11 protein-coding genes, 1 pseudogene and 1 other annotated feature are annotated in these 12,669 nt (G+C 64.2%); of the genes and pseudogenes, 6 read left to right on the forward strand and 6 right to left on the reverse strand.

Features of this window, described 5'->3' with window-relative positions:
- Positions 1 to 50 precede the first annotated feature (50 nt).
- Complete coding sequence (locus AC13CR_RS09295) at positions 51 to 1,214, reverse strand: mandelate racemase/muconate lactonizing enzyme family protein (protein ID WP_293013758.1); 1,164 nt, start codon at positions 1,212 to 1,214, stop codon at positions 51 to 53.
- A gap of 132 nt (positions 1,215 to 1,346) precedes the next feature.
- Positions 1,347 to 2,252, reverse strand: a complete 906-nt coding sequence (locus tag AC13CR_RS09300) for a LysR family transcriptional regulator (RefSeq protein ID WP_292958681.1) — start codon at positions 2,250 to 2,252, stop codon at positions 1,347 to 1,349.
- Positions 2,253 to 2,457: 205 nt separating this feature from the next.
- Between AC13CR_RS09300 and AC13CR_RS09305 the strand changes: the two genes are divergently transcribed.
- Genes AC13CR_RS09305 through AC13CR_RS09320 form a run of 4 tightly spaced genes read left to right on the forward strand, consistent with a single transcriptional unit; the run spans position 2,458 to position 7,648 of the window.
- Positions 2,458 to 3,420 carry a tripartite tricarboxylate transporter substrate binding protein gene (locus AC13CR_RS09305; RefSeq protein WP_292958679.1) on the forward strand — a complete coding sequence of 321 codons (963 nt, stop codon included), beginning with the start codon at positions 2,458 to 2,460 and terminating at the stop codon, positions 3,418 to 3,420.
- Positions 3,421 to 3,432: 12 nt separating this feature from the next.
- On the forward strand, positions 3,433 to 5,454 hold the full coding sequence (locus AC13CR_RS09310; protein WP_446232053.1) for a tripartite tricarboxylate transporter permease: 2,022 nt from the start codon (positions 3,433 to 3,435) through the stop codon (positions 5,452 to 5,454).
- 30 nt (positions 5,455 to 5,484) lie between these two features.
- Positions 5,485 to 6,555 carry a tartrate dehydrogenase gene (locus tag AC13CR_RS09315; protein WP_292978297.1) on the forward strand — a complete coding sequence of 357 codons (1,071 nt, stop codon included), beginning with the start codon at positions 5,485 to 5,487 and terminating at the stop codon, positions 6,553 to 6,555.
- A gap of 19 nt (positions 6,556 to 6,574) precedes the next feature.
- A complete protein-coding gene (locus AC13CR_RS09320) occupies positions 6,575 to 7,648 on the forward strand; it encodes a tartrate dehydrogenase (protein WP_292958673.1) in 1,074 nt (357 codons plus the stop codon).
- Positions 7,649 to 7,688: 40 nt separating this feature from the next.
- Here AC13CR_RS09320 and hpbA read toward each other — a convergent pair whose 3' ends face one another.
- Positions 7,689 to 9,725 (reverse strand): N-methyl-L-proline N-demethylase HpbA, encoded by a 2,037-nt coding sequence (hpbA, locus tag AC13CR_RS09325; RefSeq protein WP_292958671.1) that lies wholly within the window; start codon positions 9,723 to 9,725, stop codon positions 7,689 to 7,691.
- A gap of 148 nt (positions 9,726 to 9,873) precedes the next feature.
- Here hpbA and AC13CR_RS09330 point away from each other — a divergent pair, with 148 nt between their 5' ends.
- Entirely contained in the window at positions 9,874 to 10,521 is a 648-nt protein-coding gene (locus tag AC13CR_RS09330) for a TetR/AcrR family transcriptional regulator (protein ID WP_335661905.1), read from the forward strand.
- A 337-nt stretch (positions 10,522 to 10,858) separates the two neighbouring features.
- On the opposite strand, the gene AC13CR_RS09335 is transcribed toward AC13CR_RS09330, so the two are convergent.
- Genes AC13CR_RS09335 through AC13CR_RS09345 form a run of 3 tightly spaced genes read right to left on the reverse strand, consistent with a single transcriptional unit; the run spans position 10,859 to position 11,712 of the window.
- Positions 10,859 to 11,188, reverse strand: coding sequence for a DUF2190 family protein (locus tag AC13CR_RS09335; RefSeq protein WP_446232055.1), 330 nt, complete (start codon positions 11,186 to 11,188; stop codon positions 10,859 to 10,861).
- 3 nt (positions 11,189 to 11,191) lie between these two features.
- Complete coding sequence (locus AC13CR_RS09340; RefSeq protein ID WP_446232056.1) at positions 11,192 to 11,407, reverse strand: phage head-tail joining protein; 216 nt, start codon at positions 11,405 to 11,407, stop codon at positions 11,192 to 11,194.
- Positions 11,407 to 11,712, reverse strand: a complete 306-nt coding sequence (locus tag AC13CR_RS09345; RefSeq protein WP_446232057.1) for a phage major capsid protein — start codon at positions 11,710 to 11,712, stop codon at positions 11,407 to 11,409. Before AC13CR_RS09345 ends, AC13CR_RS09340 begins: the two co-directional genes overlap by 1 nt.
- A 17-nt stretch (positions 11,713 to 11,729) precedes the next feature.
- Between AC13CR_RS09345 and AC13CR_RS09350 the strand changes: the two are divergent.
- Positions 11,730 to 12,669, forward strand: a pseudogene (locus AC13CR_RS09350) (IS3 family transposase); the annotation flags it as partial.
- Positions 12,011 to 12,127 (forward strand) — a sequence feature (AL1L pseudoknot). It overlaps the preceding pseudogene by 117 nt.

Raw genomic sequence — 12,669 nt, forward strand, 5'->3', positions numbered from 1 at the left:
CCCTTCTGGTCAATACGCGGATCGGTCCGGCGGCCCGGGCCAACGAATCGCTATTCGGCCAGCGACCTCATCTCGGCGGCAAGATCGGCCTTGCCCTCGAACCCGATACCCGGAAGGTCCGGCATGGTGATGTGGCCCTCCTCGACGGCGACGCCGTCGGGAAAGCCGCCATAGGGCTGAAACAGGTCGGGATAGCTTTCATTGCCGCCCAGACCAAGGCCCGCCGCGATGTTCAGCGACATCTGATGGCCGCCATGCGGAATGCAGCGTCTGGGCGACCAGCCGAACTGGCGCAGCACATCAAGCGTCCGCAGATATTCGACAAGCCCGTAGGACAGAGCGCAGTCGAATTGCAAAAAGTCGCGGTCCGGGCGCATCCCGCCATAGCGCAAGAGGTTGCGGGCATCCTGATGCGAGAACAGGTTCTCGCCCGTGGCCATCGGCGGATCGTAGAATTCCGACATCGCGGCCTGAAGCGCGAAATCCAGCGGATCGCCGATTTCCTCGTACCAGAACAGCGGGTAATCACGCAGCATCTTCGCATAGGCAATGCCGGTTTCCAGATCGAAACGGCCATTGGCATCGACCGCCAGTTGCGCCTGCGAGCCGATCTCGTCCAGGACGGCCTCGATCCGGGCACGGTCCTCGTCGATCGGGGCACCGCCGATCTTCATCTTCACGACGGTATAGCCCCGATCCAGGTAGCTGCGCATCTCGGCCCGCAAGGCGCCGTTGTCCTTGCCGGGATAATAGTAGCCACCGGCGGCATAGACGAAGACCCGCGGATCGGCCTTGCGGTCATGCATCCGGGCCAGCAGGCGGAACAGCGGCTTGCCGGCGATCTTGGCCACCGCGTCCCAGACCGCCATGTCGATCGTGCCCACCGCGACCGATCTTTCGCCATGCCCGCCCGGCTTTTCATTGCCCATCATCGCCGCCCAGATCCGATGCGGATCCAGGTTGTCGCCGGCCTCGTTCATCAGGCTTTCGGGCGCGGCCTCCAGGATCCGGTCGCGGAAACGTTCCCGGATAAGCCCGCCCTGACCGTATCGGCCGTTCGAATTGAACCCGTATCCCACGACCCGGCGGCCGTCGCGGACCACATCTGTCACGACGGCGACCAGACTGATCGTCATCTTGCTGAAATCGATATAGGCGTTGCGGATCGGTGATGCGATCGGCCTGGTCGTTTCGCGAATGTCGATGATGCGCATGGCTGAACCTCCCTGCTTCTGCCGGCATTGCACCGCCTTACGATGTCGCGGCGATCCTGGCCACGGCCAATCGCGGCCCCGGATCCCGGACCGCGGGATTTTGAACCGCCAAGCGCGGCATCGCCCCGGCGCCTATGGAAGCTGGAGGCGGGACGATTGCTCGCGGATGCGGTCGCGCAGGATGTCGATGAACATGCGCACCTTTGCCGAAAGGTTCAGCCGTTCGGGATAGACGGCGAAGATATCCGCCCGCATCGCGTGGCGCGGCAACACCACCTCCAGCCGCCCTGCCCTGACATGGCGCGCGATGTCCCATTCGGAGCGCAGCATGATGCCATGCCCGCCCAGAACCCAGGAGACGGCGATTTCTCCGTCATTGGTCGAAAGCCCGCTTCTTATGCGCACGCTGTCATCGTCGCCGAAGCGCCACACGTCATAGGCCGCGTGTTCCTGCCGCAGAGCGATGCAGGCGTGATCTTCCAGATCGGACAGCCGTTTCGGCCTGCCATGCGCACGCAGGTATTCCGGCGAGGCGATCAGGACACGGCGGTTGCGCAGCAGCAGCGCCATCACATTGCGCGTCGCGGTTGGCTCGCCGAACTTGATCTGCAGGTCGAATCCGTCCTCGACAAGATTTGCAGGCGCATCGGTCAGCACCAGTTGCGCCTGGACATCGGGAAAGCGCGCCGCAAAGACCGCAAGCGCGGGCGCGACATGTTCGCGGCCGAACTGGAACGTGGCGTTGACCCGCAGCGGCCCCTGCGGCGCGGCCCGCGTGGCCGATATCGCGTCTTCGGCCAAGGCGATCCGGCCCAGGATGTCCCGCGAGGCGCGCAGATAGGCTTCGCCCTCCGAGGTCAGGCCAAGACGCCGCGTGGTGCGATTGACCAGCCGCACGCCCAGCCGGTTCTCCAGACGGGCCAGCCTGCGGCTGACCGCGGATGCCGTCAGCCCCAGATCCAGCGCCGCCTCGGACAAGGTGCTGCGCTGCGCCACGACGGCGAAGAAATGCATGTCCGTCACGGCCGGCATGGTCATCCCATCTGTTCCCTCAAATCAATAATGATGTGAATAACCGGAATTTCCCAGCCCCCGTTTCATCGACTACAGTTTCCGTAGGGTCTGAGAGGACAGGCCCGACGAATCCGGGACCCGATCGGGGAAAGTCCCACGAACCACGGCGGGATTCCGGCCGCCCGAAGGCGTTGGATCGTCTTCGGGTCAATCTGTCAGGGAGGAAACCATGAAGATCAGAACGCTATTCGCCGCGACCGCCACCTTGGCCGCACTGGCGGCATGGCCTGTCGCGTCGCAATCGACGGCCGATTTTCCGACCAAGGCGATGACCTATATCATCCCCTTCGATGCCGGCGGAGAATCCGATATCTCGGCGCGCTTCCAGCAATCGGTGTGGAAGAAATATACCGGTCAGGACGTGATCATCCAGTATCAGCCCGGTGCCGGCGGCGCGCAGGCCTGGTCGCAGCTCAACGACATCGCCGGCGACGGCTATACGATCATGGGCATCAACCTGCCCCACACGATCCTGCAACCCATGGAAGGCAATGTCGGATATACCACCGACGACCTGACGCCGGTGAATTATTTCCACTATACGCCGAACGCCATCCTGGTGCCGGCAGACAGCGAATTCAAGACGCTTCAGGATCTGATCGACTATGCCAAGAGCAATCCGGGGATGGTGACATTCGCGGGCTCGGGCTCGAAATCGGCCAACAATCTGGCGCAGGCGCAATTCGACGCGGCGGCGGGCACGACGACGACCTATGTGCCGTTCTCGGGCACCGGTCCGTCGATCACGGCGGTTCTGGGCAAGCAGACGACGGCGGGCTTCAATTATGCCACTTCTGCGATCGCGCAGGGCGACGCGCTGCGGATCCTGGCGGTCGCGGCGGAAGAACGGATGCCCGCCTTCCCCGATGTTCCGACCTTCAAGGAACTGGGGCTCGACCTTGTCGGAGGCGCCTATCGCGGTGTCGCGGTTCCGGCCTCGACGCCCGAGGATCTCCGTCAGCGCATCTCCGACATCGTGTCCGAGATCAATGCCGATCCGGACTTCGTCAAGAAGATGGAGGATGGCGGTTTCGTGCTGACCGACTTCACCTATGACAAGATGCCCGAATTCATTGCCCGGATGAAAGAGGAATACGCAACCAGCGCCAAGGCTCTGGGCATCGGCCAGTAAGAGGCCCGGTGAATGGAACTGCTTGGCTATTTTCTGGACGCGCTGACGCCGCTGAACCTGGCACTGGCGCTGGTGGGCGTCGTGCTGGGAACCGTCATCGGTGCGCTGCCGGGCCTGTCGGCCACGATGGCGGTCGCGGTCCTGGTTCCGTTCACCTTCTCGATGGATCCCGCGTCCGGTCTGATCGCGCTTGGCGCGATCTATACCGGCGCCATCTATGGCGGGGCCTTCGCCGCGATCCTGGTCAATACGCCCGGCACGCCCTCGTCGATCGCGACCACCTTTGACGGCTATCCGATGGCGCGGCGCGGCGATGGCGGGCTGGCGGTGACGCTGGCGACGCTGGCCTCGGTCTGCGGCGGGATCGTCGGGGCGCTGGCGCTGCTGTTTCTGGCGCCGCCGCTGGCGCGCGTCGCGCTGGCCTTCGGGCCGCCGGAATATTTCTGGCTGGCGATCTTCGGTCTGACACTGATCGCGGCGCTGTCGGTCGGCAACACGCTGAAGGGTCTGATCGGCGCCTGTCTGGGTCTGCTTCTGTCGATGGTCGGCGTCGCCGTGGTCGGCGGGGATGTGCGGCTGACCGGCGGGCTGCCGGCCTTTCTGGGCGGAATCGATGTCGTCTCGGCCCTGATCGGGTTGTATTGCGTTCCGGTGATCCTGGATCTGGTCGCCACCCGCGCCGCGCATCTGAAGGTGGAACTGGATAATCGCGGCTACCGGCTGCGCGAGGCTTTCGGCATCGCCTGGGCGTCGAAATTCAACGTGGCGCGGTCTTCGGTGATCGGCACGGTCGTGGGCATTCTTCCGGGCGCGGGCGGATCCATTGCGGGGCTGGTCAGCTATACCGAGGCCCGGCGCGCCTCGACCCGATCGGCCAATTTCGGCAAGGGCGAACCCGATGGCGTGATCGCGACCGAGGCGGCCAACAACGCCACCGTCGGAGGCGGTTTCATCCCGACCCTGGTGCTGGGAATTCCGGGCACCCCGCCCGATGCGATCATCCTTGGCGCGCTGCTGGTCCAGGGGATCAAGATCGGCCCGCAGCTTTTCACCAGCGAAGCCAATATCGTCTATACCTTCATCTACGGCCTGCTGATCGCGACGATCCTGATGCTGCCGGCGGGCCTGCTGATCGGTCGCTATGCCTATCGTTCGATCATCGCCTTTCCGAAGTCGCTGCTGGTGCCGACCATCGCCTTCCTGACGGTCGTCGGCTCGTTCGCGATCAACTCGAACGTTCTCGATGTCCAGATGATGTTCGTGCTGGGAATCGTCGGCTGGGTGCTGAACCGCTACGGTTTCCAGCCCTCGCCCATCGTGCTGGGTCTGGTTCTGGGCCAGATCGCGGAACAGGGCTTCGTGCAGACCTACCTGATCGGCAACGCCACCGGAAATCTGTTGGGCATGTATTTCGGCCGTCCCATCAGCATCGGCATCATCCTCGCCGCGCTGCTGTCGCTGGGCTATCCGTTCTATGCCGAATGGCGGATGAAGAAAAAGCCCCGCCAGCCGCTGACCGAGATCGCGATGCAGGCCGAAAGCCATCCGGTTCGCACGGACAGGGCGCCGCAGGATGGCCCGCGCACGACCGACCGGGGCGCGTTGATCGCGGGCGCGGCCTTCGTGGCCCTGGGCGCGGTGGCGCTGGCCAACACGACCGGGCTCAGCCCGATGGGGTCGGTCTTTCCGCGCGCCATCTCGATCCTGCTGATTCTTCTGTCGGCGGGGTTGATGGTCCTGTCCGTGACCGGCCGGGGCGTGCGCGCCTCGCCGCCCGAGGCGGCCGAGACATCGCGGCGAAGATTGTTGCTGGGCGCGGTCTTCGGGCTTTGGGTCTTCGTCATGCCGTATCTGGGTTTCGCCGTCACCGGGCTGGCCGCCTTTCTGGGAATGATGGTGATTGCCGAACATGACAGCACAAGCCGCCTGGTGTGGCTGCGCCGCGTGCTGATCGCCCTTGGCGTGGTCGGCCTGTTCTGGCTGCTGATGGCGCGGGTGCTGCTGCTTCGGATGCCGGCGGGACTGTATTTCTGATTCGTCCGAAACACGAACCATGAGGCTTAGATGAACACGAATCATGCGCGAATAGCGGTGATCCCCGGAGATGGCATCGGCAAGGAGGTCATGCCCGAAGGTGTCCGTGTGCTGCAGGCCGCGGCGGCCCGCTATGGTCTCAGCTTCCAGTTCGAGGATTTCGACTTCTCGTCCTGCGACTACTACGACAAGCACGGCCAGATGATGCCCGATGACTGGAAGGACCGGATCGGCGGACATGACGCGCTGTTCTTCGGCGCGGTGGGGATGCCGGATAGGGTGCCCGACCACGTTTCGCTGTGGGGGTCGCTGATCCAGTTCCGACGCGAATTCGACCAGTATGTCAGCCTTCGCCCGGCACGTCTGATGCCCGGCGTCACCTCGCCGCTGGCGGGACGGAAGGCGGGCGAAATCGACATGATGGTCGTGCGCGAGAACACCGAGGGCGAATATTCGGCCGTCGGCGGCAGGATGTTTCCGGGCACCGACCGGGAAATCGTGATGCAGGAGACGGTGATGACGCGCACCGGCGTGGATCGCATCCTGCGCTTTGCCTTCGATCTGGCCGAAAGGCGCGGCGGGCGGCTGACCTCGGCCACCAAATCGAACGGCATCGCGATCACCATGCCCTATTGGGACGAACGGGTGGCCGAAATGGCAAAGTCCTATCCCGCAGTCAGCGTGGACAAGTATCACATCGATATCCTGACCGCGATGTTCGTGCTGCATCCCGACCGTTTCGACGTCGTGGTGGCGTCGAACCTGTTCGGCGACATCCTGTCCGATCTGGGTCCGGCCTGCACCGGCACCATCGGCATCGCGCCCTCGGCCAACATCAACCCCGAACGCAGGTTCCCGTCGCTGTTCGAACCGGTCCACGGATCGGCGCCCGATATCGCCGGACAGGGTATCGCCAATCCGGTCGGTCAGATCTGGGCCGGCGCGATGATGCTGGACCACCTGGGCCAGGCCGAAGCCGCCGCGCAGATCGTCGCCGCGATCGAGCGTGTGCTGGCCGAACCGGCGCTGCGCACGCGCGACCTGGGCGGGACCGCCGATACCAAGACCTGCGGCGCGGCGATCGCCGACGCACTGGCCTGACGGGATGACGGAGCGGAAGATGAAGACCTACAGGATCGCATCCATACCCGCCGACGGGATCGGCCCCGAAGTGATCGCCGCCGGCCTTCAGGCGCTGGAGACGCTGGCCCGGCGCGACGGCGGGTTCGATCTGGACGTGACCGAATTCGACTGGAGTTCGGCGCGCTACAAGGAAACCGGCGCGCTGATGCCCGAGGATGGCCCCGAACAGCTGAAGGCTTTCGATGCGATCTTCTTCGGTGCGGTCGGTGCGCCCGACGTGCCCGATCATATCACGCTGTGGGGGTTGCGCCTGCCGATCTGTCAGGGCTTTGACCAATATGCCAATGTCCGGCCGACCAGGATCCTGCCGGGCATCCAGACGCCCCTGGCCGGCGTGACGGCGGACGATCTGGACTGGGTGATCGTGCGCGAGAATTCCGAGGGCGAATATTCCGGCCATGGCGGCCGTGCCCACAGGGGAATGCCCGAGGAGGTTGGCACCGAGGTTGCGATCTTTACACGCGCGGCGGTCACCCGGATCATGCGCTATGCCTTTGCGCTGGCCCGCTCGCGGCCGCGCAAGCTGCTGACGGTGGTGACGAAATCGAATGCGCAGCGTTTCGGCATGGTGATGTGGGACGAGATCGCGGCCGAGATCGCCGTCGAATTTCCCGATGTAGGCTGGGACCGGATGCTGGTCGATGCGATGACCGTGCGCATGGTCAGGAACCCGCGCAGCCTGGACACGATCGTGGCGACCAATCTTCACGCCGACATCCTGTCCGATCTGGCCGGGGCGCTTGCCGGCAGTCTGGGCGTGGCACCGACTGCCAATATCAACCCCGAGCGGCGCTTTCCCTCGATGTTCGAACCCATCCACGGCTCGGCCTTCGACATCGCCGGCAAGGGCATCGCCAATCCGGTCGCGACCTTCTGGACGGCCGCGCAAATGCTGGAACATCTGGGCGAGGCCGGGGCCGCCGCGCGGCTGATGCGCGCGGTGGAAAAGGTTTGCGCTGACGGGGTGATGACCCCCGATGTCGGCGGCAGCGCAACGACGCAGCAGGTGACCGACGCCCTCTGCGACGCCATCCGCGGCGACAACATCTAGCCGGAAACGGCGGCGACGGCCTGCCGCCGTGACCGCACGGCTAAAGATCCTTGACCAGCCGCAAGGCGTCGTAGATCGCGGCGTGAGTGTTGCGCGAGGCCACCGCATCGCCGATGCGGAACAGCCGGAACCGGCCTGCGGGGTTCGGGGCCAGGTCTTGCGGCGCGCCGGTGCTCAGCGCCTCGTAATCCACCTCTCCGAGATTGCAGGACAGCGGCTTCAGCGCGAAATAGAGATCGTCCAGCGGGCGGGTTCCGTGATTGACGACGACCTGATCGACCATCCGGTCGCGCGTCATGTCGCCGTAATCGCTGCCCAGGATGGCGCGCAGCATGTTCCCCACGCGCACAACCGAGGTCAGCCGCCAGGTGACCGTAAAGGTCGCATCGCGCCGCTGGAGGCTGCGCATATAGGGAACCAGGTTCATCGCCATCACCTCGGGTGCGAAGCTGCGGTCGGGGGTGACGATCTCGACAGATGCACCGGTCGCCGCGATCAGATCGGCCGCCTGCAAGCCGGGATGATCGCCCGCATCGTCATAGACCAGCACATTGCTGCCGGGTTTCACATCGCCCGACAGGATGTCCCAGGCAGAACAGACCAGATCATTGCCGGCGGACAGAACCTCGCTATGGGGCAGGCCGCCGGTGGCGATGATCACGGCCTCCGGGTCGGTTGCCATGACCGCCTGGTCATCGGCCAGGGTGTTGAAGTGGAACCGCACGCCGGCCTTCTCGCATTGCGCCATCCGCCAGTCGATGATCGAGATCATCTCGCGCCGCCGCTCTTGCCGGGCGGTCAGCCGGATCTGCCCGCCCGGCCGGTCGGCCGCCTCGAAGACCGCGACCGCGTGGCCGCGCGCGGCGGCGACGCGGGCAGCCTCCATGCCGGCGGGTCCGGCGCCGACGATGGTGATCCGGCGCTTGTCTTTCGCCCGGGGGACCACATGCGGCATGGTCAGTTCACGGCCGGTGGCCGGGTTGTGAATGCAGAAGGCCATGCCGCCCTGATAGATCCGGTCAAGACAGTAATTGGCGCCGACACAGGGACGGATGTCGTCCTCGCGCCCCTCGATCACCTTGCGGACCAGATGCGGGTCGGCCATGTGCGCCCGGGTCATGCCGACCATGTCCAGCTTGCCCGACGCGATCGCATGGCGCGCCGTCGCCACATCGGGGATCCTGGCGGCGTGGAAGGTGGGAAACTGCGTCGCGGCCCGGATCTCGCCGGCGAAATCCAGATGCGGCGCGCTGCGCATCCCCTGGATCGGGATCACGTCGGTCAGGCCGGGATCGGTGTCGATATGGCCGCGGATGACGTTCAGGAAATCGACCAGACCGCTGTCCTTCAGCTTGCGCGAAACCTCCAGCCCCTCGGCCTTGCCCATGCCGCCCGGCAAATCCTGGTCGCCGGTATAGCGCAGCCCGACGATGAAATCCGTCCCGCAGCGATCGCGGACCGCCCGGATCACATCGAAGGCAAAGCGCAGCCGGTTGTCCAGATTGCCGCCAAAAGGCGCTTCCAGATCGTTGGTCAGCGGCGACCAGAATTGTTCCAGCAGGTGGCCATAGGCCTCCAGTTCGACGCCATCGACGCCCGCCGCCTTCATGCGTTCGGCCGCATCCGCAAAATCGCCGATCACACGGGCCATGTCCCAGTCTTCCAACCGCTTCGGAAAGGCGCGATGGGCGGCTTCACGTTCATGGCTGGGTGCCAGGACGGGCAACCAGTCGCCCGTGTCCCAGCGGGTGCGACGGCCCAGATGGGTCAGCTGGATCATCACCGCCGCACCGTGATCGTGACATTCATCGACCAACTGCTTCATCCAGCCGACGACCTCGTCCTTCCAGACGAGGATATTGTTGAAGGCCGGCGGGCTGTCGCGCGAGACCGAGGCAGAACCCGCCGTCATCGTCAGCGCCACCCCCGCCTTCGCGCGCTCGACATGATAGGCGCGGTAGCGGGCCTTGGGCATTCCGTCCTCGGGATAGGCCGGTTCGTGGCTGGTGATCATGATCCGGTTGCGAAGCGTCAGGTGCTTCAGCTGATAGGGCCGCAAGAGGGGATCGTTCGACATCGTCCTGCCTTCCTCCGGATGGAAAATTCGGGTGCAGGTTCGCAAAATTGTTCATGAGTGTCAATTTTGAATTCACTTATGGACATTGCGACAACATGAAAGAACAATTTCTTGATGCCCGCCGCGATAACGCTTACAGCTTGATGCCATGAAACAGGCTGCCCCCCCCGACAAAGGATGGCGCGGCTCTCGCCAGGGCTGGCTGGATGCGGCCTATGAGGCGCTGATCGAGGGCGGCATCGATGCCGTCAAGATCCAGCCCCTCGCCAGACGGCTGGGCCTGTCGCGAACCAGCTTTTACTGGTTCTTCGGTGACCGCGAGGCATTGATGTCCGCGCTGATCGCCGAGTGGGAGGCGCGGACCACCGCGCCGCTGGTCGGGGCCAGCACCGAATATGCCGAAACGCAATCCGAGGCGATGCTGAACGTGCTGGCCTGCTTCCTGACCGGCATGTTCGACGCACCACTGGAATTCGCCGTGAGAAGCTGGGCGTTGCAGGAGGCGGATATCGGCGCGCGCACGCAGGCGGCCGATACGGACCGCCTTGCCGCGCTGCGCGACATGCTGATCCGGTGGGGTCATGCCGAACAGGGTGCCGATGTCCGGGCGCGAACGATCTATCTGACACAGATCGGCTATATCTCGATGCAGGCGCGCGAGGACCTGGATACGCGGCTGGCGCGCATTCCGACCTATGTCCGGATCTTTACCGGCCAGACGCCGACACCGCGCGAGATCGCGCGCTTCAACGCCCGCGTGCTGGCATCGGCCGATGGCAATCCGGCACCAGGCTAGGCCATCCGGAATCGGTCTTTTTCGCCATTTTCGGAAGACGGCACCTTGGTCGTTCATTCCGGCGCCATGGTCGCACCAACCGATCCCGGGATCGGTCAACAAGCGGCGCTGCCCGTTTTCGGGATCGCGTTCTTGCCGGCAAGCCCGGAATCGCGGGAACTCTCCGGCAAGCAGCGGGTAAAATCTGGTGGGCGGTGAGGGATATTTTTTGCAAGTGCAATCAACATCGAAGGTAGGTCCTTACAACACTTTTACAGCAGTTCAATGTAAGCGCGTCCGAAACACAGAAGGGCGGCAGCGCCTAACCGCCACCGCCCCTCATGACCTCGGAAGAGGATCAGAAGCCGCTGAGCCGCACCTTGACCGTGGCACCGTCGACCGCTGCGGCTTCGACCGCGACGCCCAGCCGCGTGTTGTCCGTCGCAGTGGCCGTGGCCAGTTCCTCGGCCTCATCCCAATAGACCGCCGCGCCCAGCTCGAACGCATCGGCTGCGACCTTGGGCAGTTCCCACACGCCCTCAACCTCTACGTCGACCGGCGCGGCCGCCAGCGCGTCGCCTTGGGCGATGCCGACAATCTCGCCAGCGATGACGACACCGCCGGAAGCCACCGCCTCAGGTGCGGGAATGGTCAGGATGCGGCCGGGTTGAATGTAATTCGTCGCCATGGATCAGAGTCCTTTTGATGTCTGCGCGCGCACGATCGACAAGCGGCGCTGTTGAAGTCGGGTGATTTCGGCATCGATCGCAGCCAGGGCGCGGGCCATCTCGGAGTCGCTCTTGTATTCGATCCGATCGCCGTTGGCGTCCTGCACCGCGCGGGTGCCGCTGAAGCGGGCCGACTGTAGCCGGTCCCGCCACTCGGTCAGTTGCGCCGGGCTGGCCATCAGCCGCCCGCCGAATGATAGGCGCCGCGGTGATCGACCGCGCCCGCCCCGAAGTCCAGCACGACGCGGAATTCGCGGCCCAGCACTTCCCAGCCGTCGCGGCTGGAAATTTGCGGGCCCTGCGCGCTGCTGAGATATGCATACTCCAGCACGGGCGCCGCCGAGGGATCGCCGAAGATCCACCATTGATCGCCCGTGATGCGCGGCTCGACCAGAAGCGACAGCTTGCCCGCGAAGGGATTCACATCGCCAGTTGTCGCGGCGTAGATTGAACCGCGCCGGGTTTTCCGGAGGCTCCAACTCATGAGCAGGATGGAGCATCATGACAAAGACAACAAACAAGTATTCACCGGAAGTGCGCGAACGCGCTGTGCGGATGGTTTTGGATGGCGCAAGGCAGCATGAAAGCCGCTGGGCGGCGATTGTGTCGATTTCTGCGAAGATCGGCTGTGCGCCGCAAACGCTGAACGAATGGGTGAAGAAGGTCGAGGTCGACACTGGCCAGCGCGGCGGGATCACAACCGAGCAAGCCGAGAAGATGAAGGCGCTGGAACGCGAGGTGCGCGAGCTGAAACAGGCCAACGAGATCCTTCGCAAAGCGTCCGCATATTTTGCCCAGGCGGAGCTCGACCGCCCATTCAAGAAATGATCTGCTTCATTGACGATCACCGCGCTGATCATGGGGTCGAGCCAATCTGCCGCGTCCTGCCGATTGCCCCAGCGACGTTCTACGACAACAAGGCCAAGCTGGCCGATCCGTCGCGCCTGTCGGATCGCGCCAAGCGTGACGAAGAACTGAAGCCCGGGATTGAACGAGTCTTTGAGGAGAACCTGAAGGTCTATGGCGTGCGCAAAGTCTGGCATCAGATGCGCAGGGAAGGCTTTGACATTGCGCGCTGCACCGTTGCCAGATTGATGAAGGACATTGGCATCGAAGGTGTCATTCGCGGCAAGAAGCCCAGAACAACGATCCCCAACAAGGCGCTGCCGTGTCCACTGGACAAGGTCAACCGGCAGTTCCACGCGCCCGCACCAAATGTGCTGTGGGTGAGCGATTTTACCTATGTCGCGACTTGGCAGGGGTTTGTGTATGTAGCCTTCGTCATTGATGTCTTTGCAAGGCGCATCGTCGGTTGGCGAGTGAGCCGCACTGCCAACGCCGGCTTTGTTCTGGATGCTTTGGAACAAGCCATCCACCAACGCAGGCCAGCGCAGGACCAACTGGTGCACCACTCGGACCGCGGATCGCAATATCTGTCGAT

The organism is Paracoccus sp. L-17 (assembly GCF_056857655.1).

Bases quoted from the DNA above. Each gene is read 5' to 3' on its own strand.
- AC13CR_RS09345 (WP_446232057.1), bottom strand. From the start codon at position 11,712: ATGAGTTGGAGCCTCCGGAAAACCCGGCGCGGTTCAATCTACGCCGCG.
- AC13CR_RS09310 (WP_446232053.1), top strand. From the start codon at position 3,433: ATGGAACTGCTTGGCTATTTTCTGGACGCGCTGACGCCGCTGAACCTG.
- hpbA (WP_292958671.1), bottom strand. From the start codon at position 9,725: ATGTCGAACGATCCCCTCTTGCGGCCCTATCAGCTGAAGCACCTGACG.
- AC13CR_RS09335 (WP_446232055.1), bottom strand. From the start codon at position 11,188: ATGGCGACGAATTACATTCAACCCGGCCGCATCCTGACCATTCCCGCA.
- AC13CR_RS09315 (WP_292978297.1), top strand. From the start codon at position 5,485: ATGAACACGAATCATGCGCGAATAGCGGTGATCCCCGGAGATGGCATC.
- AC13CR_RS09305 (WP_292958679.1), top strand. From the start codon at position 2,458: ATGAAGATCAGAACGCTATTCGCCGCGACCGCCACCTTGGCCGCACTG.
- AC13CR_RS09320 (WP_292958673.1), top strand. From the start codon at position 6,575: ATGAAGACCTACAGGATCGCATCCATACCCGCCGACGGGATCGGCCCC.
- AC13CR_RS09330 (WP_335661905.1), top strand. From the start codon at position 9,874: ATGAAACAGGCTGCCCCCCCCGACAAAGGATGGCGCGGCTCTCGCCAG.
- AC13CR_RS09340 (WP_446232056.1), bottom strand. From the start codon at position 11,407: ATGGCCAGCCCGGCGCAACTGACCGAGTGGCGGGACCGGCTACAGTCG.
- AC13CR_RS09295 (WP_293013758.1), bottom strand. From the start codon at position 1,214: ATGCGCATCATCGACATTCGCGAAACGACCAGGCCGATCGCATCACCG.
- AC13CR_RS09300 (WP_292958681.1), bottom strand. From the start codon at position 2,252: ATGACCATGCCGGCCGTGACGGACATGCATTTCTTCGCCGTCGTGGCG.